This is a genomic window from Achromobacter sp. 1014246743, assembly GCF_059760725.1.
The window spans coordinates 44,191-65,746 of sequence record NZ_JCBANA010000026.1; the positions used below are offsets into that span (position 1 = coordinate 44,191).

Here is a 21,556-nt window from a genome sequence, read left to right on the forward strand (position 1 = left end):
ATTCCTTTATGTCTGCGCTGAACGTCGCACGCTCAGCACGATAATTTTCGTCGCGACAACAAAAATCAGATTTATCTGAGTCTCTTGCCGCCGCCCATCCAGTAGCTTGAAACCGCCAAGCCGCCACATTCTGGCACGCTACGCAACTACCGGAGGCGCAAGATGAATCATCCTGAACTGAATCCGTTGGCACAGATTATCCGCATTCCCGCAGACGTCCCCCGCCCCAGGAAACTGGCGCATCTTGTATTCCGTACGCAGCAGTTGAACGTGATGCGGGATTGGTACTGCGCGGTATTGGGCGCGCATGTCGTCTTTGCCAATGAACAGATTGCGTTCATGACCTATGACGATGAACACCATCGCGTGGCGCTGATCAATGAGCCCGCAGACGCTGCCTTGGCGCAACGTGCCGGCTTTCACCATGCTGCGTTTACCTATGACAGTCTGGCCGAGCTTTTGCAGACCTACAGCCGTTTGAAGCGGGATGGCATCGTGCCGCATCTGTGCATCCTGCACGGCCCCACGGTCTCGATGTATTACCGGGACCCGGACGGCAACGATATCGAATTGCAGATCGACGTATTCGAAACGGCGGACGAAGCGACGACATGGATGGTTGGCGAGGCATTTTCGAATAATCCCATCGGGATTCTTTTCGATCCCGATGACATGGTTCACCGGTATCGGGCCGGCGAACCGCTGCCTGCGCTCATCAGGCGCGCCGACATGTAGCGTGGCCCGGCCGCGCGCAGATCTTCACAGACGATCACAACTCTCCCGTACCTGATCGCCTCTGCGCGCTGCACAATAGCGAAATATATTCATCACGGCGCACCCGCGAAACTGGCGGGTCGCACGTGCAGCCCCCCGAGTTTTCAAAGGATGCGCACCATGCCGACCTTCCGAATCCAATTGCTTGCCGGCGCTGTGCTGCTTGGCGTAGCCGCCACCGCATCGGCCATCACGACGGACCCGGTGTTTTCCACCCCCGCACTTGGTTTGTCCAAGCCCGCCACGGTGCAGGGCGACGGTTCGTCGCAAAATGGCGCAGAGGTCTGCGAGCCGAAAGAACGGCTGCGGATCGGACTGTCGGACAGCGACACGAAGCTGGTGCTGCCATGGTTCGTCAGCGAACTCAAGGACGCGGTGAATGAAGGCCGGTCGGTCGAGGACACGGCCAAGGGGCTGGCGCAGGGGCTTTGAAACCGCGCGTCGTGAGAACTTGATTGGCCGTCAACGACGCCTCCTGTGCGACGCCGCGCCACTAGAACAACGATAGATTGGTCGCATTCCCTTGCGGCATCGGGGTGGCACACCAGCTTTCTGCCGGCGCGCCGCGCAGCATGGCCATGGCCTCATCAGGCGAGGCCCCCAGCCAGGCGTCATAGGCGGTATCCGCCAGCAACACGACCATGCGCTTTTCTTCATGGCTGCGGTGGTACCGCTGGAACAAGGTGTGATCGTCGGCGTTGACGGTGATCATGCTGTAGGTTTCCAGCACACCGCCCTCGGCATCCAGACCGCGCTCCCAGATACCCGCCAGGCCCAGAGGGTGGCCATCGGCTCGGGCGAAGCGCGTGGGTATCTGGAATTTCTGACGCCAGTCCGGTTCGAAGATGGCGTCGGCCGGGATAATGCAACGTTGACGGTCGAACCAGGCGGCCTGGAAGGTGCGGGCCGTTTCCAGTCGGTCTGACCGGGCGTTGAAGGTGGACAGTTTTGGCGAGGGCGCGGCGCCGCGCCGGGTCAGGCCCCAGCGTCCGACCACGGCTTCGCGCGGTTCACGATTGCCGTTGCCATTGCCCTTGATTGGCAGACGTACGAACAGCCCATTCACGCCCGGATGCATATCGTGGGCATACGGTTTTTCGGGGATCGGCACGCCAAATAGCTTCAGCAGCAGTTCGGCGTCTTTCAGGGTCTGGTAGTGGCTGCACATGGCACCCTCCCATCGGAAGGGTCAGTATATGACTTGCCTCGCGGCACGCCGATCCTGTTGTGCCTACAAAAGCCCGCCCCCTATTTCTTCGGCGCGTACACCAGCTTGATCGGCGTACCCGGCTTGAAATTCGCAGACTGCGGACCATACTCCGGGTTGAAAGACGGGTGCCACGCACGCAACTCGGTGTCCGACAGCCATTCCAGTTGCAGCTGATCTTCCGGGGTAGGCGCATCGAACTGCGCCAGGGATTTCACGGCGGACTGGCACGCTTCCGACACACCGCGATCCAGAATCGAGACCTGCGTTTTTTCCGTCCACGTCAACGATCCGGCTTGTGGGCATTTGCGCACTTCGACGTGGTATTTGCCGTCAGGCGACGGCAGATCGACGATGATCTTGTTGGGGCCGCAGGCCGTCAGCAGGACGGACACGCCAAGCAAGAGCGGGAGGCTTTTTTTCATCGGTGAACCCTCTGGCCATTGAACCGGCCGGACTGGAAACAGCTAGGGATCATACCGTGCGATGCCGGCCCGCAATCCACACGGCCCACCCAAAGCCGGGGTATCCTGCCCCTGAGCGCTCGCTCTCTGACGCGTCGTCAAGGGTCTTGCCGACCCAAAGGAACCGCCATGCTTGATCTCTCGTCGAAATCGCGCCGCATCGCCCTGACCGCTTTGACCCTGGGCCTGGCCAGCGCGCTCTTCACCGGCTGCACCACCACCGGCCCGCAATCGACGGCGTCTGCCGCCGACAAGCGCCAGGAATTGAACGCCGCCGCCACGGCGACCCTGTCCAAGCTGTACGAGGCCGCGCCGCAATCCAAGCAGCTGGTGGCCCAGGCGCGCGGCGTGCTGGTGTTTCCGGCGGTGTTGAGCGCCAGCTTCATTGTCGGCGCCCAGCATGGGTCGGGCGTCCTGCGCGTGAATGGTGAGGACACCGGGTACTACAGCATCACGGGCGGGTCCATTGGCCTGCAGATCGGCGCGCAGTCCAAGGCCATGGTGGTCATGTTCATGACGGACGAGGCCCTGGCCAAGTTCCGCAGCAGCAGCGGCTGGACGGTAGGCGCCGACGCGACGGTGGCCGTGGCGAATCTGGGCGTGAACGGCAATATCGACTCTTACACCGTCCAGCAGCCCATCGTCGGCTTCGTGCTGAACAACGGCGGCCTGGTCGCCGGGGTGTCTGTGGACGGCAGCAAGATTTCGCCGTTGCTGCTGTAGCCGCCGGGCGGGTCGTCCAGACCCGCCCTACCCCCGCTGGCTCAACGCGCGGCTGATGCGGTTCTTCGCGACCGTGGTCTTGGGCACCTTGAACGGGAACCACGTCCGCACGTCTTCGTCCAGACCGATGCCGTGCATGTAGTTGTAGATTGCTTTTTTCAGCGCCCGCCCCAGCGCGTCGTGATCGACGCCGGTGGGGTCATGAAAGCCGATGTCGTTCTTGGCGAAGGTGACGTCGGGCAGCGGCTGCAGCGTGACGCCGTATTCCTCGGGGTTCTTGCCCACCGGGGAATGCACCGTACAGGCAAAGCGGTGGAAAAAGCCGCTTTGGATGCAGTCGTTCTCGAACAGCTGGCGCACGTATTCCAGCGCGTCCACAGTGTCTTGCACGGTCTGGGTGGGAAAGCCGTACATCAGGTAGGCGTGCACCAGGATGCCGGCATCGGTGAAGGCGCGGGTGACGCGGGCGACCTGGTCGACCGAGACGCCTTTTTTCATCAGGTTCAGCAGGCGGTCGGACGCGACTTCCAGCCCGCCGGACACGGCGATGCAGCCGCTGTCGGCCAAGAGTTCGCACAGCTCGGGGCTGAAGGTCTTTTCAAAGCGGATGTTGCCCCACCACGAGATGCCGGCGTTGCGCTCGATCAGCTCGGTGGCCAGGGCTTTCAACGACTTGGGCGGCGCGGCTTCGTCGACGAAGTGAAAGCCGGTCTGGCCGGTTTCGCGGACGATGGCTTCGATGCGGTCGGCCAGCACGGTGGCGGACGCGCCTTCGTAGCGGCCGATGTAGTCCAGGCTGACGTCGCAGAAGCTGCATTTCTTCCAGTAGCAGCCGTGGGCAACGGTGAGCTTGTTCCAGCGGCCGTCGCTCCAGAGACGGTGCATGGGGTTCAGCATGTCCAGCAGCGACAGGTAGCGGTCCAGCGGCAGGCCATCCCAGGTGGGAGTGCCGACTTCGGCAAACGCCACGTCGGGCTCGACCATGTTGATGTACCGAACCTGGCCGGATTCGGCATCGCGCAGGAAGGTGCGCACCAGGCGTGAGCGCGAGCGCTTGCCCTGCACGTGTTCCAGCAGGGCCAGCAAGGGGCGTTCGCCGGCGTCCAGGCAGACGTAGTCGATATAGTCGAAGACTCGCGGGTCTTTCAGTTCGCGCAGTTCGGTGTTGACGAAGCCGCCGCCCAGCACGGTGATGATGCCGGGGTCGTGCGCCTTGATGGCCTGCGCGATGCGAAAGGCGGCGTAGACGGCGCCGGGGAACGGCACCGACAGCAGCACCATGGTGGGCGCGTGGCGTTCCAGGGCTTCGTGGGTCAGGTCGCGCAGGGTTTCGTCGACCAGGTTCAGCGGCGCGGCCAGGGCCTGGGCCAGGGGGTCGAAGGTGGGTTGGCTGCCGGCCAGCGATTCGGCGTAGCGCACGAATTCGAAGCGCGGGTCGATGCCGTCGCGCAGCACGTCGGCCAGGTCGTTCAGGTACAGCGTTGCCAGATGCTTGGCGCGGTCTTGCAGGCCCAGGGCGCCAAAGGCCCAGCCCAGGGGATCGCCGCCGTCTTCGTCCATATAGACGTCCAGCGTGGCAAAGCGCGGCCCTTCGGGCAGGAAGTTGCGGCCGGCGATGCGGTGCGCCAGGGTGGAGTCCCGGCCTTGCAGGAAGGCGATGACCGGGCCGATGGTGGCCAGGTAGCGCGGCTGCATGGCGATGAAGGCCTGGATGGGCGGGGTGTGCTTTTCCAGGGGCAAGGCGTCGATCTGGGCGGCGACGGCGCGCAGGCCGTCGGCCGACAGCAGGCGCAGCACCAGGGCCAGCGCCAGGTCTTCCTGCACCGCCGGGACCTCGCGCGAACGCAAAAAGCCGGTCAGGTAGGCCGTGGACGGGTATGGGGTGTTGAGCTGCGTCATCGGCGGAATGACCGACAGGACGCGTAAAGGCTTAGGGGACATGAGGCACGGCAAGACTGCCGTCAAAGCGGGGATCAGGGATGATTATAGGCAGTGCGGCCCCTGGCCCGTTGGCGCAGGCCGATTCGCTACACTTGCCCCATGCGCCACGCCCCCGACCCGTTCGCCCCGCCCAGAAAAGCGCGCCCCGTGCGCCAGAACTCGCTGCTGTGGATCATCGAGCCCCTGGAACGGGACGCGAATTTCACGCATCGCAAGATGTTCGGCTGCGATGCGGCGTATCTGGATGGGTCCCTTTATCTGGTCGTGGCCGACCGGGACGAACCCTGGAATGGGGTCATGGTGTGCACCTCGCACGATCGCCAGGCGGCACTGATGCAAGACGTGCCCGGGCTGGTGCCGCATCCGCAGTTGAGCAAATGGCTGTACCTGCCGCAGACGGATGAAGGTTTCGAAGCGCGGGCGGCGCAGTTGGTGGAACTGGCGCTGGCGCGAGACCCGCGACTGGGCGTGGTGCCCAAGCCGCGGGCCCGGCGGCGCAAATCGTGGCGCGCCGAGGACTGAAGCTGCCTCAATACTGGTAGCGCACCGTCAAGGTTGCGCTACGCCCCGCGCCCCACGCCCCCTGGTTGTAGAACCCCACCTGCGAGTAATACTTGCGGTCGAACAGGTTGTTGACGTTCAACTGCGCCGACAGGTTGCGGTCGAACTTGTAGCGCGCCATCAGGTTGGTCAGGGCGTAGCTGCCCTGGCTGACGCGTTCCTGCCCGTTGGGGCCGCTGGCCAGGGTGTAGATGCGGCTCTGCCAATTGACGCCGCCGCCCACGGTCAGGCGGTTCCAGCTGCCGGGCAGCTGGTAGGTGGTGAACAGGCGCACCAGGCTGCGCGGCTGGTCGGTCTGGATGCCGTTGCCGTCGCCGTCGCGCGCGGTCCAGTGCGAATAACCGGCGGCCACGTTCCAGCCCGGCGAGACTTCGCCCGACATTTCCAGGTCGAAGCCGCGGCTGCGGGTGCCTTGGCCAGCGCGATAGGCCTGATTGATGGTGCCGGGCACGAATTGGCCCGGGTCGACCTGGGCCACGTTGTCCTGGTTCATCTGGAACACCGCGGCGGACGCGTTCAGGCGGCCTTCCAGGAATTCGCCTTTGACGCCGGCCTCGTAGGCCTTGCCTTCCAGCGGATCCAGCCAGCTGCCGTTGCGGTCTTGATAGCTTTGCGGGTTGAAGATGCCGGTGTAGCTGACGTAGGCGGTGTAGTTCTCGTTGATGTCGTACAGCAGGCCGGCGTAGGGCGTGAAGGCGTCCTTGTCGAAGGCCTGCTTGCTGCCCCCGCCAAAGCCCACCGAGTCCGTCTTCCAGGTGCTGTAGCGCCCGCCCACGATCAGCTTCAGCGGATCGGCCAGGCTGAAGCGCAGCGCGCTGTACCAGCCGGTCTGCTTGGTGGTGTAGCGGCTGGCGGTGCTGGAATCGCCCCACTGCGGTTCGGGATACGAGCCGTCCCAATCGTAGAAATTGCCCACCGGCGCGGCACCGGACGCCGGGAAGCGGCCGCGGAAGTCGGCGTACTGGCGGCTGAAGCTGGCGCCGAACACGGCTTCATGGGTGCGGCCGAACAGGTTGAAGGGGCCCGAGGCCTTCACGTCCAGGCTGTTCTGCTGGCGGTCGCCGTAGTACCAGGCCGGCGAGCCGTTCACGCCCAGGCCGGTGTTGCGGTCCGGCAGGCCGTACAGGTACAGCAGCTTGCCGTCCATTTCGTTCTTGGAATACGAGGCCGTCGTCTGGATGCGCCAGTCGTTGTCGAAGCGATGTTCCAGGCTGGCGAAGGCGCCCTGCGTGGTGCTGGCCCACGAGGTCCAGTCCGCGCCGGTGTTCAGCGAACGCTTCCAGTCCGTGCGGCCGCCGTCGGCGTACCACAGCGGAAAACCGCCCCAGCTGCTGCCCTTGGGCTGGTTGTCCTGGTAGTTGAAACCCACGCTTAACGTGGTGCGCGAGGTCAGGTCCGCGTCCACCACGCCGTAGAAGACCTTTTTACGGTTCTCGTAGTTGTCCAGGAAGGAATGGTTGTCCTGGTAGGCCGACACGATGCGGCCGCGCACGCTGCCGCTGGCGTTCAGCGGCGACGACAGGTCAACGGTGGCGCGATAGGTATCCCAGCTGCCGGCGCTGACACTCATGTCGGCCGTGAACTCGCGGCTGGTGGCGTGCTTGCGCACCAGGTTGACGGACGCCGACGGGTTGCCTGCGCCGGTCAGCAGGCCGGTGGCGCCACGCACGACTTCGACGCGGTCGTAGATGATGGGGTCCTGCGACGACTCGCCCCCCGCATAGCCCATATCGAACGACGTAGGGATGCCGTCGTACATGTAGTTGCTGATGGCAAAGCCGCGCGAGTTGAACGAATAGCGCTCGCTGTCGTAGTTCTGCACCGAAATGCCCGGCGTGCTGGCCATGACGTCGGCCAGCGACCGCATGTTTTCGTCATCGATGCGCTGGCGCGTGACGACGGTGACCGATTGCGGGGTGTCACGCAGCGACATCGTCAGGCCGGTGCTGGCGGCGGTGGCGCGCGGCGTATACGAGCCGGTTCCTTCCGTGGTGGTGAGATCGCCCTGGCCTTCGACCTTCACGGCGGGCAGCGTCGCGACGTCAGCCTGCTGGGCGAACGCAGCGCTGCTGGCAAGCGCCATCAGTACCAGGCTGGTGGTGCGCCGCAAGGCGGCGCGAGGACGAACGAGGCAGAGGTGGCCGACGGGCCGCGGGTCTTGCATGATGACTTCCTTGCACGGGCTGGAACAATAATTTGCAAGGGAGTGTAATGCAAACGCTTCTCATGTAGTTTCTTGTTGCAAGGACGCACCGAAGGTTGCGTCCCTGTTTGTTGATGCTTGTTGGAAGCTAGCGGCCGTGGCACGCGCGCGGGGCGCATCGTGCCATGGCCGCCAGAGCCACGCGGCCGTCTCACCGAGGCATCTGCATGATGAATGCGCTCGGGCGGGGCCGGAATTTACTCAACACTCTCTTTCTGTTTTTCACTTGCCCCGCCAAGCAACGCCTCGCGCAGACCATCCCCTTGGGGCTGAATGACCGCATCATTGAGCCGACCGTACTCGGCAGCAACCATCGCGCCCACCAGACCCATCCCTATCCCCGCGCCCATGCCTGCCTGGATATAGTTACCCGCCGGAGGAGGCATGCTCATCGTATTCACCAAAAGCCCCGTGGAATCGGGCGGCGCATCAGGAGCAGGCAGCACTTGCGCTGCAGCGCCTGACAATGCCTCTATCTTGGCCTGTGCTTGGTCGGGAGAATCCAGCGGAATACTTCGGGCCGATCCTGACAATACCAATACGCGAATGGGGGCGTTTGAACTGGTTGGCAGGTACAGGCCGCAATCCGCCACCATCACAAAATTCCGCGAGTCTGCACCAGCAAGGGGGCCTTCTTTCACGACGCGGTGGCTATAGCAGAGCGCAGGCCCCACATAAAAAATGCCCCGAGCGTCTTTCCCGATGGGGCGATAGTCGCCAGCCGCCAGCCGGGAACCCCATAGATGCGTGAAGTGTTTTCCCGTGTACTCGAAGGGCTCGTTCAAACGTACGGCGGGCTGATTCGCGTCGACTGGCTTCAAGGTCAGGGGTTGCGTGCCGCAGCCAGCAATCACGACAGCCAACCCCATTGCGCATACCGCCTTGGTAAAACGATGGGACAGGCGAAGCGGCTGGCGCATGTCCCCCATCATTGCGTTCATTTGGATTTTCATGACAACCCCAGAGACGGCGCCGCAGAAGGACGCCGCTCATTCCGTGAATTCGGGCTAACGGCTGGAAAGCTTCAGCACATCCCGGGCCATCAGGTCCGAGCACGCCACGGCTGCTTTCCCCAAGTAATCCTTCAACAAGGCCGCCTTGTTATCCAGCAATTGGTCCTTGGTGGGCGGATTCTTGTCATCGCCCTGCACGGTGGCGCATGCGGACTGCGCCACCACCGCTTTGGTCGACGCATCAATCAATCGAAGCCGGACGTTATAGGTGACGCGATAGTGTGCCCAATCAGTCGGGTAGTAGTTGATCATCCAGCCCAGCGTCTTCACATCCAGGATGTAGTCGCTACCCGGATTGGCCGCGACGACCGTGGCGACGTCGTCTTTCTTGGCGACATCCGTCGACGCGACGGATGTCGTGCGCTTGGCCGCAGCCAGTTGGTTTTGCAGCGCTACCGAGATGGCAAGGGCGGGATCTTCAATCCCGTTCTCTTTCACGATAGCGTTGCCTTCCGAAATCATGGCGGCGGCACCAAGTACCGCGAAAGCGGCCTTGCCTGCGGTGAAAGCGGTGAAATCGGGCTGCCCATATCGTGCCGAAGCCACCGATTTGCCTTCCAGCTTGTTCAGCGAATCTTGCGTAATGGGTGTGTGTTTGACTGTGGTGCAAGCGCCCAGCGTCAATGCCAGGGCAACAGCGATACTGAACCGGAACATCGAAATCTCTCTTCTTAAGCTTGTTGGATAGAAAATTTCTGACGTAGGGAATGCGCGCAGGCCTTCCCTGCTCCGGCCATCAAGGCGGCTGCAGTGTGATTGGCCCTGGGTGGGCCGAAGCGGCTGAATATTACCGTTAGTTAGAAAATCGGACCACAATTTACCCCGGCGAATGACAGGTAATTTGTGGCCCGACGTATTGCCTGGATCAGGGAGATTCGTGCCCTTGCGATTCACCGAAACCGCAGATGCCGCCGCTGCAGGTCGGCCACGGTCTGGCAGCCCATCAGCTTCATGGCGCGTTCGATTTCGATGCGCATGAGGTCCAGCGCCCGTTCCACGCCGGGCCTGCCGGCGGCGGCCAGGGGGAACAGGTAATAGCGGCCCAGGCCCACGGCCTTGGCGCCCAGCGCCAGGGCCTTGAGCACGTGCGTGCCGCGTTGCACGCCGCCGTCCATCATGACGTCGATGCGGTCGCCGACGGCGTCGACGATTTCGGCCAATTGGTCAAAGGCGCTGCGCGAGCCGTCCAGCTGCCGCCCGCCGTGGTTGGACAGCACGATGCCGGTGCAGCCGATGTCGACGGCGCGCCTGGCGTCTTCGACGGACATGATGCCTTTCAGGCAGAACTGGCCGCCCCACTCGGCCACCATCGCGGCGACGTCGTCCCAGTTCATGGCGGGGTCGAGCATGTCGGTGAAGTAGCGGCTGATGGACATGGCGCCGCCGCCCATGTCGACGTGGGTGTCCAGCTGCGGCAGCCGGAAGCGTTCGTGGGTGACGTAGTTGATGGCCCACGCCGGCTTGGCGGCAAACTGGGCGATGCCGGCCAGGTTCAGGCGAAACGGAATGGCAAAGCCGGTGCGTTTGTCGCGTTCGCGGTTGCCGCCGGTGATGCTGTCCACGGTCAGCATCATGACCTGCACGCCGGCGGTCTTGGCGCGCGCCATCATCTCGCGGTTCAGGCCGCGGTCTTTGTGGAAGTAGAACTGGTAGACCTGGGGGCCGCCGCTGATCTGGCGGGCTTCTTCCAGGCTGACGGTGCCCAGCGACGACACGCCGAACATCGTGCCGAACTTGCCAGCGGCCGCAGCCACGGCGCGTTCGCCGTCGTGATGGAACAGGCGCTGCAGGGCCGTGGGCGAGCAATACACCGGCAGCGCCAGCTTCTGGCCCATCACCGTGACGGACATGTCCACCTGGGCCACGCCGCGCAGCACGTCGGGCACCAGGTCGCAGGCCTCGAAGGCGTCGGTGTTTCGGCGGTAGGTGGTTTCATCGTCGGCGGCGCCGTCGATGTAGTTGAAGATCGGGCCGGGCAGCCGCTGGCGCGCCATGCGGCGAAAGTCGTGGAAATTCTGGCACTGAGTCAGACGCATTGCGGGGTCCTTGGTCAACGCTGCAGGGGCGCGTCGCAGCGCAGCTTGAGAGCGGATTCAACGCCGCTGCAAGGCGGCAACAGGGCCGCTACAGGGCAGCCTCAAGACCACTTCAAAGCCGCTTCAAAGCCATATCAAGGCCACATCTCAAAGCCACATCTCAAGGCCGCGACGGCGCCGCCATGATATCGCCAAAGATCAGGCCGACCGGGCCCATGCGCCCGGAAATTTCCGCCGGGGGCATGGCGAAATTTTCGATACCCGGCGCCGTCATTGCGCGTTGCGGCCAGGGGCTGGCGGCCCTGTGCAACGCGCAATGACGGCGCCCGGGTCCCGTGACGGCTATCGATCCAGCCGCACGACCAGCTTGCCGAAGTTCTTGCCGTCGAGCAGGCCGATGAACGCTTGTGGCGCCTGTTCCAGGCCGTCCACGATGTCTTCGCGCCAACGCAGCTGGCCTGTCTTGATCCATTGCGCCGCCTCGCGCAGGAAGTCGTCCTGCTGCGCGTCGACGAATTCGTGCTGGATGAATCCGCGCAGCGTGATGCTCTTGGCCAGGATCTCGCGCATCGTGGTGGGCAGGCGGTCGGGGCCGCTGGCGGCCGCCGGGTCGTCGTTGTAGTTGGCGATCAGGCCGCACACCGGCACGCGCGCAAAGGTGTTCAAGAGCGGCAGCACTGCGTCCCACACAGGGCCGCTGACGTTCTCGAAGTAGACGTCGATGCCGTCGGGGCACGCCTCGGCCAGCCGCTGCGCGAAGTCCGGCGCATGGTGGTCGACGACCGCGTCAAAGCCCAGTTCGTCTTTGACGAAGGCGCACTTCTCGGGGCCGCCGGCAATGCCCACGACGCGCGCGCCCTGGATGCGGGCGATCTGGCCCACCACCGAGCCGACCGCGCCGCTGGCGGCCGCGACCACCACGGTTTCGCCGGGCTTGGGTTGGCCGATGTTGCGCAGGCCGGCGTAGGCGGTGAAGCCCGGCATGCCCAGCACCCCCAGCGCGGTGGACGGCGCAGCAAGGGTCGGATCCAGCCGGCGCAAATCGCTGCCGTCGGACAGCGCGTACTGCTGCCAACCCGCCGCCGACAGCACCACGTCGCCCTCTGCCCAATCGGGGTGCCGGGACACTTCCACGCGAGCCACGGTGCCGCCCACGATCACGTCGCCGATCTCGATGGGCGGCGCGTAGGATTTGGCCGCGCTGATACGCCAGCGCATGTAGGGGTCCAGCGACAGGTACTGGACCCGCAGCAGCACCTGGCCGTCGGCCGGCTCGGGGATGGAGGCTTGCTCGAAGCGAAAATCGCTGGGACGCGGCCGGCCGACAGGGCGGGAGGCCAGGACGACACGCAGATTCTGAGGGGTGGACATGAAAGGTTCTCCGTAGTTCAAGGGGACGCGAAGGGAAAGCGGTTTCGCGATACGGGGATACTAGGAGCGCCGCAGAGATACAGGTAGACTGAATCCTCATAATCCAGACTTAACAGATTGATAATGTCAGGCTCCCTCATGTCAGGCCCCTCCATATCAGGCCCCCTTGTGTCCGGTGACTTCGACCCCGCCCTGCTGCGTACCTTCGTGGCGGTTTGCCGCCATGGCAGCCTGAGCCGCGCCGCGGACCAGGCCGGGCGCGCGCAATCGGCGCTCAGCACGCAGATCCGGCGACTGGAAGAACAGGTGGGCAAGCGCCTCTTGCACCGAACCGGCCGCGGCATGGCGCCCACCACCGAAGGCGAACTGCTGCTGAGCTACGCCAACCGCATCCTGGCGCTGGGCGAAGCCGCAGCAGCCCGGTTGCGCGAACGCGCGGTGGCGGGCAGCGTGCGCATCGGGCTGTCGGAAGACGTGGCCGTGGCCGCCCTGCCCGCCGCGTTGGGCCGCCTGCGGCGCGCCTGCCCGCAGTTGCACCTTGAGGTCGTGGTGGACGACGGTGAAAGGCTGGCGGCGCGCTGGCAGGAAGGCACGCTGGATGTGGCGGTGGGCGTGTGCGCGGCGTTCGTGGATGAACCTGTGCAGACCTGGGCGGTGGACCTGCACTGGGTCTGCGCCATCGACGAAGCGCCCGACCCGGACGCGCCGCTGGATGTGATCGTGTATGCCGAACCGTGCTCGTGGCGCCGCCTGGCGTTTGATGCGCTGACCGCCGCGGGTCGGGATTTTCGGGTCACGCTGACGAGCCACAATGTGGGCGCCACGATTGCCGCGGTGGAAAACGGCCTGGGCGTTGCCCTGCTGTCCAGCGAATGCGTGCGGCCCGACACCATGCGCATCATCTCGCTCGGGCCCGACTCCGCATCCGGCCTGCGTGCGCAGTTCGGCATGTATGCATCGAAGCGGCTGAACGACAGCGGCCGCGCCGCGGTGTCGTTGCTGCGGGAAAGCCTGCGGAATTGGGGCGCGCCGCAGCCATCACGGCCGACCGGCGCGGGGACTTCGCACTTGCCAGAGGCCCTGCCCGTCGTGGGGCTGGCCGGCTAGCTCGACGGCCTATCCGGCCGTGGCCGGCGCATCCACGGACTCGCCGAACACACCGCGCCAAGCCTGCGTCAACACCGCGGCCTGTCCATCCGCGACCCACTGCGCGCCGCCCAGCGCCATGGCGGCGTACAGGCAGGCATCGCTGACATTGCGCCACATCGGCGCCAGCCATGGTTCGATTTCACCGTCGTCTTCGACCAGCTCGAAAGCGGCGTCGCCGTCCAGCGCCTGGGCGCGTTCGCGCACCAGCGTGTGTATCAGCAGAAAGCCGGCGTGGATGGGCGAACGTTGCTTGTCGACGCGGCGCGTGGCCGAGAGCACGCCGTCCCAGGCTTGCAGGGCGCTATCGGTTTCGGGTGCGGCGCCATCGTCAGCGGACCAGCGCATCCAGGCGCGGCCCCAGGCCCGCCACGCTTGCGGCGGCACGCCGGCCGCAAGCTGCTCGGCCTGCGGGCGCGACAAGCCGCGTATTTGTTCAAGCAGGTCGACTACCGCCTCGCCTCGCGGGCCGAACAGGGCCGATAACGGCAGTTCTTCGAGCAGTTCGATCGCGGCGGCGCGCCAGTAGCCAGGCTGCGCCACCAGACCCGACATATCCCCCAACTGCGTGACCCGCACGCGCCACAAACGACCGGGCCAACGGCTGCCGATCGTGATGCTGGCCACGGACTGGTCGACCACGATCCAGGGAGGCACGGCCTGCGCCAGGCTGACGTGGTTGCCGGATCGCTTCAGGGCAAGGGAGGCATCCGGCGCATCGAACCAGAAGCCGTCGCGTTCAGCCGGCAAGCGACGCCGCCTTGCCCGCGCGCTGGGCCTGGATCAGTTCCATGACGTTGAGCGTCAGGCGCGTGGTGTGGCTGCGCATGGCCAGGTAGGCTTGTTCCGGCTGGCCCGCCAGAATGGCTTCGACGATCTTCTGGTGCTCTCGATGCGAGACCTCGAAACGACGTTCGACGCCGGATTGCGCGGCCCGGAACGGCGCCAGCCGTTCGCGCAGGCTTTCGACGGCGGCCACCAGCGTGGCGTTCTGCGTGCCCTGGCAGATCAGTTGGTGAAAGCGCGAGTTCAGTTCCAGATAGGCCTCGGTATCGCGCTTGTCAGCCACGGCTTCGGCTTCTTCGTGCAGCAGTTCCAGCTGACGGCGCTGCATGGCGCTCATGCGTTGCGTGGCGATGCGGCAACAGAGCGATTCCAGTTCGCACAGGGCTTCGAGCATGTCGGCCAGCTGGTCGGGGCTGGTGTTGATGACGACGCCTCCGCGGCGCGGCACCAGTTCGATCAGGCCACGCGCGTCCAGCAACCGCAGTGCTTCGCGGACGGGCGTGCGCGACACCTGGAATCGTTGCGCCAAGGCGGGCTCTTCAAGCTTCTCACCAGGAGGCAGGAGGCCGGAGATGATGTCTTCGGCGAGCTGTTGGCTGATTTGGGCGGCGATGGTTGGCACTAATGTCCTTCGAATCAGTGTCGGGAGTGGCAAAAATTATACACGCCCCCATTTTTTGGCCGGATTTCCGGCCAAAGATATTTCATTCTCGCCATCTGCGTGCACATCCCTATTTTTGTACACACTAGATGAACACGACTCCGTGTTCGCCGTGAACAACCGCGCCCGTGCCGGCCGATTTCGCCTCTTCTATCCAGGGATTTCCCTCATCCCAGGCCCGCTTCCCCTGCATTGGACCTGTAAATCCCAAAAATCCTTTGTGTATACACATCAATAACAATGTACACTTTGCGAAAATTATGTACCTTAAATAGGACAAGGGGAGACCAACCACATGGCATCGATTTCAGCCGTTTTCAGGGGCGTCACAAGATCGGGTTCGCGCACCGCGCGCCGGCCCCACCGAAGGGGGGTGGCCGCCGCCGTGCTGGCGGCCAGCGCCGCAAGCCCCGCGCTGGCCCAGCCCGGCAGCAGCGTGCAGATCTACGGCTTCATCAAGGAAGACGTGGAAACCGTCAGGCTGTCGGGCAATGGCCGCTCTGAATCCCTGACCCGGCTGGTGAACGACCTGTCGGTGCTGGGCTTTCGCGGCCAGGAAAGAATCAGCGGCGATCTTGAAGCGTTCTTCCAGATCGAGACCAATCTGCGCATGACCGGCACCGGCACGTCGGAAATCTCCGACCGCAATTCCGGGCTGGGGCTGCGCGGCCCGTGGGGCGAGTTCCTGATGGGGCAATGGGAAATGCCGCTGCGTTTTGCCTCGGTCTATACGGTGGACCCGTTCACGGCCGGCGTGTTCGCGTCGAACTCGATCATGGGCAACGGCTTCACCACGGCCGGCAATGGCGTGGCGCCGCACTCGTTCGACCGGCGCCAGAAAAACCTCTTCCAATACGCCACGCCGAACTGGCGCGGCTTCAGCCTGAAGATGGGCGTGACGCTGCCCGAACGCATGCCCACGGGCAATCCCATGGCGTGGTCGGGGCTGGCCAGCTACGCCAGCGGCGACTGGTTCGTGGCCTGGGGCCACGAGTACCACCGCGACTACTTCTACGACGGTTCGGCCGACCATGCCGACCGCCTGGCCGTGACCTACACCTTTGGCGGCACCAAACTGCGCGGCGCCTATGAGCGCTTGCGCTACCAGCCCGCGCCAGGGCAATCGGTGTACCGCGACGCCTGGCAAGTCGCCGCCACCCACAGCTTCGGGCCGCATCAATTGCGCGCGTCCTACACCTACGGCGCCGACGCGCACGGGGACACCACCAAGGCGGTGGGCGGCATCGGCGTGCCGGGCTCGGGGTCCGGCGCCTGGCAGATCTCGCTGGGCTACGGCTACACGCTGTCCAAGCGCACCGAGGTCTGGACGTCGTTCACGCGGCTGGTGAACGGCGAGACCGCTCGCTACAACCTGTCCGGCAATCCGCTGCCGCAACTGACGGCGGGCGACGCCGCGACCGCTTTCGGGGTGGGCATCACGCACAAGTTCTGATGCCGCCCGCCACCGTTTTCATCCACCCGGTTCCAACCAGGAGCATCTCCATGAGCAACAAACTGCGTCACATCGCCCTGTCCGTACCCGACCCCTGGGCCGCCGCCGAGTTCTACCAGAAAGCATTCGGTTTTCGCAAAGTCGGCGAAACGGATTCGTCGCTGGCGCGCGGCGTGTACCTTACCGACGGCACCATCAGCATCGCGCTGCTGAACTACAAGAGCGACCACGCGGCGGGCGAAGACCGCGGCAAGGATTTCGTCGGCCTGCACCATATCGGCGTGTGGGTCGAAGACATCGCCCAAGCCCGCCAGACGGTCGAGGCCGCGGGCGGCCACTACTACATGGGCGAGGTGCCGGTGAAGGGCAACATCTTCTATGAAGTGAAGTACCGCGACCCCAACGGCATCATCATCGACCTGACCGACCACGGCTGGGGCGGCGCGTCCCGCGCGGGCGGCGACGGCGACGCGGGCCCGGCCCTGCGCAACCCCGACCTGAAAGCCGATCGCGACGGCCTCTGAGGCCACGCTTGCGCAGCGATGCCCCGCCGGGGCATCGCTGCTTGCCTGCCTGCAATCAGGCGGGCAAGCGAACGGGATGGGCGGGCGCGCCCCGCTCGAACCAGCCGTCCAGGTTGTTGGCCAGCGCCGCGTGCTGCGCCATACGCGTTTCCGGCGAGCGGCCCGCCAGGTGCGGCGTCAGGATGACCTGGTCCATCGTGCGCAAGGCTTGCGGCACGACAGGCTCTGTTTCCAGCACGTCCAGCGCGGCCCCGGCGATGACGCCGCGCGCCAGCGCGTCGATCAGCGCGTCGGTATCCACGACCGTGCCGCGCGACACATTGACCAGAAAGCCGGCCGGACCCAACGCCTGCAACACACTGGCATTCACCAGGTGATGCGTCTGCGGGCCGCCCGGGCAGGTCAGGGCCAGCACGTCGGACGCGGCAGCCAGCGACACCGCGTCGCCATGCGGCGCGTAGCCCTCGCCGCCCTGCGTGCCTTCATGCCACAGGTAGGCCACCTGCATGCCCACCGCCGTGCCCAGCCTGGCAAGCCGGTGGCCGATATTGCCCAGGCCGACGATGCCCAGCGTCTTGCCGCGCAGGCCGGGCCGCGCGGCGCGCAGGGCTTCCCAGCCGCCAGCCTTGACGCCGCGGTCCAGCGCCGGGATGCCGCGCACCAGCGCCAGCATGAGGGTCAGCGCGTGGTCGGCCACGACCTGGCCGTTGGCGTCGGGCGCATGGCAGACGCGGACCTGCCGCGCCTGCGCGGCATGCAGGTCGATTTTCTCGTAGCCGGCGCCAAAGCTTGCCACCAGCTGCAGCGCGGGCAGCGTGGCCAGTTCGTCGGCGCTGAGCCCGGTCGAGCCATTGGTGACCACCGCCCGCGCACGGGCGCGAACGTCGGCGTCGGCCTGCGCCCAAGGGGTCACGTGGTAGCGCGGGGCCACGGCGGCCAGCCAGTCCGCGTCCAGCGGCAGCCGGGTCAGCACGTGCAGCGGGCCGGCGTGCCCCGCGTTGGTGTTCGGGTCTTTCGGGGTTCCGTTCATGACGGCGCTTGCCTCCTCAGGGGGTGATACGGGGTGAAAAGGGGGTGAAACGATGAGGGGGCAAAAAGTATCACAAACCCTTTGACGTGTATACACGTAAGCTTTAAAGTATTCACAAAGGCGGCAGTGAGAACACGCAGGCCGCCGCTTCACCTCATCATCACAACAAGGAGATCCCCGTGATCTGGCACGGCCTAGCAACCTATGAACTGAACGGCGTCCAACAGCCCGGCCTGGTGGTCGACAACACGCTCTATGACCTGGCGCAACTGGCCCGTGCCAGCCAGGCCGGGCAGAGCGGCGACCTGCCCGCCGTGGACGGCCTGCTGGACGACTGGGATGCCGCCGCCCCGCGCCTGGCGTCGCTGGCCGAGCAGGCTCGTGGCCTGGCCGCCGAAGGCCGCGTGGCCGCCATCGACGGCGCGGCCTACGCCATTCCCTACCAGCCGCGGCGCATCTTCGGGGTGGCCTCGAATTTCTACGAACACGCCGATGAAATGGGCACACAGCTCGCCGCCCGCGCCGAAAGCCAGCCCTACGTCTTCATGAAGGCGCAGAGCAGCGTCATTCCCACCCAGGCCACGGTGCTGATGCCCCCGGAAACCGAGAAACTGGACTGGGAAGTGGAACTGGGCGTGGTCATCGGCAAGACTTGCCGCCATGTGTCGGTGGAAGACGCGCTGTCGGTCATTGCCGCCTACACGGTCTTCAACGACATCAGCGCCCGCGACCTCAACCGCCGTACCGACTACCCCTTCAAGCACGACTGGTTTCGCGGCAAGAGCTTCGACACGTTCGGGCCGATGGGGCCCTGGCTGGTGCCGGCCGGCTGCATCGCCGATCCGCAGAACCTGCGCATGACGCTGAGCGTCAACGGCGAATCCATGCAGGACGGCAATACCTCGCAGATGATCTTTTCGGTGGCCGAGCAGATCGCCTACCTGTCGCGCATCCTGACGCTGCAACCCGGCGACCTGATCGCCACCGGCACCCCGGACGGCGTGGGCATGGGCCGCGGCGTGTATCTCAAGCCGGGCGATACGATGACGGCCTGGGTGGAAGGCATCGGCACCATCGAGAACCCGGTGGCCCTGGAAAGCCGCTAGGCGTTAACAGGCCCTGACCTGCTACGCAACCTGATAACGACGGGGCCAAGAGCCCCGCGAGGAGACAACCGTGAATGCCGCAGACACAAAGGCCATCGCACCCATCCGGACCCGCAAGCTCGGGCACCTGGTGCTGATGGTGCGTGACCTGGAAGCCTCGACGCGCTTCTACACCGAGGTGATGGGCCTGAAGATATCGGACCGCATCGCCGACCAGATGGTCTTCCTGCGCGCCGGGCAAGACCACCATGACCTGGCCCTGTCGCGCCTGCCGGCCGACGCCCCCGACCGCGACGACCTGCCGCGCTACACCCGACCCGGGCTGGAGCATTTCTCGTACTACGTGGAATCGCTGGACGAAATGAAGCGCGCGGTGGACGTGGCGCGCGCGCTGGGCGTAGAGATCGAGCGCGGCATCGGGCAGCATGGCCCGGGCAGCAACTGGTTCCTGGTGTTCAAGGACCCGGACGGCAACAACGTCGAGATCTACACCGACATGGAGCAGATACCGACCAGCGCCGAACACGAGCCCCAGACCTGGGCGCGCGACCTGGAATCGTTCGACCGCCATCGCCTGGCGCATTTCGTGGTGCAGCCGTCGCCGGCGATTCTGGCGGCCAAGGAAGGCCGGCCCGCGCCAGGCAAGCAAGACAAGCCCGAATGAGCCGAGGCGCGCGATGACATTCCCCTTCCCGCCGTTTCCCGGGCTGGACGACGCGCAGCGTGCCGCCATGCTGGCCCTGGGCCCGACGTGGGCCAACGACATCCAGGGCAACCGGCGCCAGGTCTGCGAGATCTACGACGCCGTCCATGACGGCCTGCCCGCGGACGGCCTGCGCACGTTGCCCGCGCAGGCCTATGGCGACGATCCGCGCCAGCAGCTTGACCTGTACCTGCCGGCCGCAGCCGATGGCGCCGCGCGGCCTATCGTGGCCTTCGTGCATGGCGGCGCGTTCCTGCGCGGCAGCAAGGACGCCACGCCGCACATCTATGCCAACGTGCCCAGGCTGTTCGCACGCGCCGGCTGCGTCGGCGTCAACGTCGAATACCGCCTGGCGCCGCAAGCGCCCTACCCGGCCGGCGCCGACGACGTGGCGGCGGTGGTGGACTGGTTGCGCAAGCATGCCGCCGCCTGGGGCGGCGACCCGCGGCGCATCGTACTGATCGGCCACTCGGCCGGCGGCAGCCACGTCGCCACCTTCCTGACCGACCCGCGCTACCGTGGCCAGGCGGATGGCGTGGCCGGCGCCGCGCTGATCAGCGCCCGCCTGGAGGCCGACACCCTGCCCGGCAACCCCAACGCCGCCGGCGTGGTGGCCTACTACGGCCCGGACCCCGCGTTGCAGCGGCGCCATGCCCCCATGGCACATGCCGAGGCCATGGCCGTGCCACTGCTGATCGCGATCGCCGAATACGAAAACCCGTACCTGGATCGCTACGCGCTGCAATACGCGGCGCGCGTCGCCGCCACCGGGCGGATGCCTCGCATCGTCCAGGTGCCCGGACACAACCACACATCCGTGGTGGCGCACCTGGGCAGCGCCGACGGCGCCTTTGCCGCCACGCTGCTGGATTTCGTCGCCACCCATGCCGGCCCCTTGCCCATCACCGCCCCCGCTGCCCCGGCGCCGGGCCGCTCATCCTGAGGAACCTTCCATGTCACATCCTTCGCTGCGCGGCGTGTTCGCGCCCGTGGTCAGTCCGTTTCGCGCGGACGCTTCGCTGAACCTGCCCGCGTTCGTCGCGCACTGCAAGCAACTGGTCGCCGATGGCGCCGGCCTGGCGATTTCCGGCACCAACAGCGAGGCCTGCTCGGAAACGTTCGACGAGCGCATGTCGCTGGTCGACGCCGTGATCGACGCAGGCATCGCCCCCGACCGCATCCTGGTCGGCACGGGCTGCTGCGCGGTCGACGACGCCGTCGTCCTGACGCGCCATGCCCTGGAACGGGGCTGCGCCGGCACGCTGGTGCTGCCACCCTACTTCTTCAAGAACGTGCAGGAAGACGGCGTGTTTGCCTATTACCGGCAATTGATCGAGCGGGTGGACAACCCCGCCCTGCGCATCGTGCTGTATCACATCCCCGCCGTCTCGGGCGTTGCCATCACCCTGCCGCTGATCGAGCGGCTGGCGGCCGCGTACCCGCAGCACATCGTCGGCGTGAAAGACAGCTCGGGCGACTGGGACAACCTGACCGCCATGCTGGCGCGCTTTCCGCAGCTGTCGATTTTCCCGGCATCCGAAGTGCTGATGCTGCGCAGCCTGGAACGGGGCGCGGCAGGCTGCATTTCGGCCACCAACAACATCAATGCACGCGACATTGCGCTGGCCTACGGCTCACCCGAGCAAGCCGCGCGCCTGGGCGACCGCATCACGGCGGTACGCAAGACCGCCGAGCAGTTCCCGATGGTGGCGGCCGTCAAGCACACCCTGTCGCTGTCGACGGGCGACGACGGCTGGCGCCACGTGCGTGCGCCGCTGGTGCCGCTGGATGCCGACACCGCCGCACAGGTCGAAGCCCGCATGCGCGCAGCGTTGCCGGCGCTGCAGGCATGAC

The 21,556-nt window shown here is 65.6% G+C and carries 22 protein-coding genes; 11 read left to right on the forward strand and 11 right to left on the reverse strand.

Features of this window, described 5'->3' with window-relative positions; genetic code table 11:
• The first annotated feature begins 162 nt into the window (after positions 1 to 162).
• Entirely contained in the window at positions 163 to 735 is a 573-nt protein-coding gene (locus AC6LJ2_RS13080) for a VOC family protein (RefSeq protein WP_498151513.1), read from the forward strand.
• Positions 736 to 894: 159 nt separating this feature from the next.
• Positions 895 to 1,206: a hypothetical protein gene (locus AC6LJ2_RS13085; RefSeq protein ID WP_498151514.1), complete on the forward strand. Its 312-nt coding sequence runs from the start codon at positions 895 to 897 to the stop codon at positions 1,204 to 1,206.
• Between the two features lie 61 nt (positions 1,207 to 1,267).
• Here the strand turns inward: AC6LJ2_RS13085 and AC6LJ2_RS13090 are convergent, their stop codons facing one another.
• Positions 1,268 to 1,942 carry an SOS response-associated peptidase gene (locus AC6LJ2_RS13090; protein ID WP_498151515.1) on the reverse strand — a complete coding sequence of 225 codons (675 nt, stop codon included), beginning with the start codon at positions 1,940 to 1,942 and terminating at the stop codon, positions 1,268 to 1,270.
• A gap of 80 nt (positions 1,943 to 2,022) precedes the next feature.
• The gene (locus AC6LJ2_RS13095) at positions 2,023 to 2,406 is read right to left on the reverse strand and encodes a hypothetical protein (RefSeq protein ID WP_025136104.1); all 384 of its coding nucleotides are present in this window, start codon (positions 2,404 to 2,406) and stop codon (positions 2,023 to 2,025) included.
• A gap of 168 nt (positions 2,407 to 2,574) precedes the next feature.
• Between AC6LJ2_RS13095 and AC6LJ2_RS13100 the strand changes: the two genes are divergently transcribed.
• Positions 2,575 to 3,168, forward strand: a complete 594-nt coding sequence (locus AC6LJ2_RS13100; RefSeq protein WP_498151516.1) for a BPSL1445 family SYLF domain-containing lipoprotein — start codon at positions 2,575 to 2,577, stop codon at positions 3,166 to 3,168.
• 27 nt (positions 3,169 to 3,195) lie between these two features.
• On the opposite strand, the gene AC6LJ2_RS13105 is transcribed toward AC6LJ2_RS13100, so the two are convergent.
• On the reverse strand, positions 3,196 to 5,109 hold the full coding sequence (locus AC6LJ2_RS13105) for a B12-binding domain-containing radical SAM protein (protein ID WP_498151517.1): 1,914 nt from the start codon (positions 5,107 to 5,109) through the stop codon (positions 3,196 to 3,198).
• A gap of 99 nt (positions 5,110 to 5,208) precedes the next feature.
• Between AC6LJ2_RS13105 and AC6LJ2_RS13110 the strand changes: the two genes are divergently transcribed.
• The gene (locus AC6LJ2_RS13110; RefSeq protein WP_263914084.1) at positions 5,209 to 5,631 is read left to right on the forward strand and encodes a hypothetical protein; all 423 of its coding nucleotides are present in this window, start codon (positions 5,209 to 5,211) and stop codon (positions 5,629 to 5,631) included.
• A 7-nt stretch (positions 5,632 to 5,638) separates the two neighbouring features.
• On the opposite strand, the gene fhuE is transcribed toward AC6LJ2_RS13110, so the two are convergent.
• The 5 genes from fhuE to curA all read right to left on the reverse strand — a co-directional run bounded on the left by fhuE (position 5,639) and on the right by curA (position 12,293).
• On the reverse strand, positions 5,639 to 7,834 hold the full coding sequence (fhuE, locus tag AC6LJ2_RS13115; RefSeq protein ID WP_498151518.1) for a ferric-rhodotorulic acid/ferric-coprogen receptor FhuE: 2,196 nt from the start codon (positions 7,832 to 7,834) through the stop codon (positions 5,639 to 5,641).
• Positions 7,835 to 8,070: 236 nt separating this feature from the next.
• Positions 8,071 to 8,826 carry a hypothetical protein gene (locus AC6LJ2_RS13120; protein WP_498151519.1) on the reverse strand — a complete coding sequence of 252 codons (756 nt, stop codon included), beginning with the start codon at positions 8,824 to 8,826 and terminating at the stop codon, positions 8,071 to 8,073.
• A 54-nt stretch (positions 8,827 to 8,880) separates the two neighbouring features.
• A complete protein-coding gene (locus tag AC6LJ2_RS13125) occupies positions 8,881 to 9,543 on the reverse strand; it encodes a hypothetical protein (protein WP_263914088.1) in 663 nt (220 codons plus the stop codon).
• Between the two features lie 233 nt (positions 9,544 to 9,776).
• Entirely contained in the window at positions 9,777 to 10,922 is a 1,146-nt protein-coding gene (locus tag AC6LJ2_RS13130) for an alpha-hydroxy-acid oxidizing protein (protein ID WP_263914090.1), read from the reverse strand.
• Positions 10,923 to 11,264: 342 nt separating this feature from the next.
• On the reverse strand, positions 11,265 to 12,293 hold the full coding sequence (gene curA / locus AC6LJ2_RS13135) for an NADPH-dependent curcumin/dihydrocurcumin reductase (RefSeq protein ID WP_498151520.1): 1,029 nt from the start codon (positions 12,291 to 12,293) through the stop codon (positions 11,265 to 11,267).
• Positions 12,294 to 12,461: 168 nt separating this feature from the next.
• Here curA and AC6LJ2_RS13140 point away from each other — a divergent pair, with 168 nt between their 5' ends.
• Complete coding sequence (locus tag AC6LJ2_RS13140) at positions 12,462 to 13,400, forward strand: LysR family transcriptional regulator (protein WP_445656738.1); 939 nt, start codon at positions 12,462 to 12,464, stop codon at positions 13,398 to 13,400.
• 9 nt (positions 13,401 to 13,409) lie between these two features.
• Here AC6LJ2_RS13140 and AC6LJ2_RS13145 read toward each other — a convergent pair whose 3' ends face one another.
• Both AC6LJ2_RS13145 and AC6LJ2_RS13150 read right to left on the reverse strand, forming a co-directional pair.
• Positions 13,410 to 14,189, reverse strand: a complete 780-nt coding sequence (locus AC6LJ2_RS13145) for a hypothetical protein (protein ID WP_498151521.1) — start codon at positions 14,187 to 14,189, stop codon at positions 13,410 to 13,412.
• A complete protein-coding gene (locus AC6LJ2_RS13150) occupies positions 14,179 to 14,847 on the reverse strand; it encodes a GntR family transcriptional regulator (RefSeq protein WP_263914095.1) in 669 nt (222 codons plus the stop codon). The genes AC6LJ2_RS13145 and AC6LJ2_RS13150 overlap by 11 nt, the downstream gene beginning before the upstream one ends.
• Before the next feature lie 412 nt (positions 14,848 to 15,259).
• Here AC6LJ2_RS13150 and AC6LJ2_RS13155 point away from each other — a divergent pair, with 412 nt between their 5' ends.
• Both AC6LJ2_RS13155 and AC6LJ2_RS13160 read left to right on the forward strand, forming a co-directional pair.
• On the forward strand, positions 15,260 to 16,339 hold the full coding sequence (locus tag AC6LJ2_RS13155; protein ID WP_498151522.1) for a porin: 1,080 nt from the start codon (positions 15,260 to 15,262) through the stop codon (positions 16,337 to 16,339).
• 50 nt (positions 16,340 to 16,389) lie between these two features.
• Positions 16,390 to 16,863, forward strand: a complete 474-nt coding sequence (locus AC6LJ2_RS13160; RefSeq protein ID WP_498151523.1) for a VOC family protein — start codon at positions 16,390 to 16,392, stop codon at positions 16,861 to 16,863.
• 55 nt (positions 16,864 to 16,918) lie between these two features.
• On the opposite strand, the gene AC6LJ2_RS13165 is transcribed toward AC6LJ2_RS13160, so the two are convergent.
• Positions 16,919 to 17,893 carry an NAD(P)-dependent oxidoreductase gene (locus AC6LJ2_RS13165; RefSeq protein ID WP_498151524.1) on the reverse strand — a complete coding sequence of 325 codons (975 nt, stop codon included), beginning with the start codon at positions 17,891 to 17,893 and terminating at the stop codon, positions 16,919 to 16,921.
• A gap of 179 nt (positions 17,894 to 18,072) precedes the next feature.
• On the opposite strand from AC6LJ2_RS13165, the gene AC6LJ2_RS13170 reads away from it, so the two are divergent.
• The 4 genes from AC6LJ2_RS13170 (at position 18,073) to AC6LJ2_RS13185 (ending at position 21,555) form a co-directional block, all read left to right on the forward strand.
• A complete protein-coding gene (locus AC6LJ2_RS13170; RefSeq protein WP_498151525.1) occupies positions 18,073 to 18,999 on the forward strand; it encodes a fumarylacetoacetate hydrolase family protein in 927 nt (308 codons plus the stop codon).
• A 94-nt stretch (positions 19,000 to 19,093) separates the two neighbouring features.
• On the forward strand, positions 19,094 to 19,663 hold the full coding sequence (locus AC6LJ2_RS13175) for a VOC family protein (protein ID WP_498151542.1): 570 nt from the start codon (positions 19,094 to 19,096) through the stop codon (positions 19,661 to 19,663).
• A gap of 13 nt (positions 19,664 to 19,676) precedes the next feature.
• Positions 19,677 to 20,645, forward strand: a complete 969-nt coding sequence (locus AC6LJ2_RS13180) for an alpha/beta hydrolase (protein ID WP_498151526.1) — start codon at positions 19,677 to 19,679, stop codon at positions 20,643 to 20,645.
• Positions 20,646 to 20,655: 10 nt separating this feature from the next.
• On the forward strand, positions 20,656 to 21,555 hold the full coding sequence (locus tag AC6LJ2_RS13185; protein WP_498151527.1) for a dihydrodipicolinate synthase family protein: 900 nt from the start codon (positions 20,656 to 20,658) through the stop codon (positions 21,553 to 21,555).
• Position 21,556 lies beyond the last annotated feature (1 nt).

Bases quoted from the DNA above. Each gene is read 5' to 3' on its own strand.
- AC6LJ2_RS13130 (WP_263914090.1), bottom strand. From the start codon at position 10,922: ATGCGTCTGACTCAGTGCCAGAATTTCCACGACTTTCGCCGCATGGCG.
- AC6LJ2_RS13165 (WP_498151524.1), bottom strand. From the start codon at position 17,893: ATGAACGGAACCCCGAAAGACCCGAACACCAACGCGGGGCACGCCGGC.
- AC6LJ2_RS13090 (WP_498151515.1), bottom strand. From the start codon at position 1,942: ATGTGCAGCCACTACCAGACCCTGAAAGACGCCGAACTGCTGCTGAAG.
- AC6LJ2_RS13105 (WP_498151517.1), bottom strand. From the start codon at position 5,109: ATGTCCCCTAAGCCTTTACGCGTCCTGTCGGTCATTCCGCCGATGACG.
- AC6LJ2_RS13120 (WP_498151519.1), bottom strand. From the start codon at position 8,826: ATGAAAATCCAAATGAACGCAATGATGGGGGACATGCGCCAGCCGCTT.
- AC6LJ2_RS13125 (WP_263914088.1), bottom strand. From the start codon at position 9,543: ATGTTCCGGTTCAGTATCGCTGTTGCCCTGGCATTGACGCTGGGCGCT.
- fhuE (WP_498151518.1), bottom strand. From the start codon at position 7,834: ATGCAAGACCCGCGGCCCGTCGGCCACCTCTGCCTCGTTCGTCCTCGC.
- AC6LJ2_RS13185 (WP_498151527.1), top strand. From the start codon at position 20,656: ATGTCACATCCTTCGCTGCGCGGCGTGTTCGCGCCCGTGGTCAGTCCG.
- AC6LJ2_RS13080 (WP_498151513.1), top strand. From the start codon at position 163: ATGAATCATCCTGAACTGAATCCGTTGGCACAGATTATCCGCATTCCC.
- AC6LJ2_RS13100 (WP_498151516.1), top strand. From the start codon at position 2,575: ATGCTTGATCTCTCGTCGAAATCGCGCCGCATCGCCCTGACCGCTTTG.
- AC6LJ2_RS13085 (WP_498151514.1), top strand. From the start codon at position 895: ATGCCGACCTTCCGAATCCAATTGCTTGCCGGCGCTGTGCTGCTTGGC.
- curA (WP_498151520.1), bottom strand. From the start codon at position 12,293: ATGTCCACCCCTCAGAATCTGCGTGTCGTCCTGGCCTCCCGCCCTGTC.
- AC6LJ2_RS13180 (WP_498151526.1), top strand. From the start codon at position 19,677: ATGACATTCCCCTTCCCGCCGTTTCCCGGGCTGGACGACGCGCAGCGT.
- AC6LJ2_RS13110 (WP_263914084.1), top strand. From the start codon at position 5,209: ATGCGCCACGCCCCCGACCCGTTCGCCCCGCCCAGAAAAGCGCGCCCC.
- AC6LJ2_RS13160 (WP_498151523.1), top strand. From the start codon at position 16,390: ATGAGCAACAAACTGCGTCACATCGCCCTGTCCGTACCCGACCCCTGG.
- AC6LJ2_RS13095 (WP_025136104.1), bottom strand. From the start codon at position 2,406: ATGAAAAAAAGCCTCCCGCTCTTGCTTGGCGTGTCCGTCCTGCTGACG.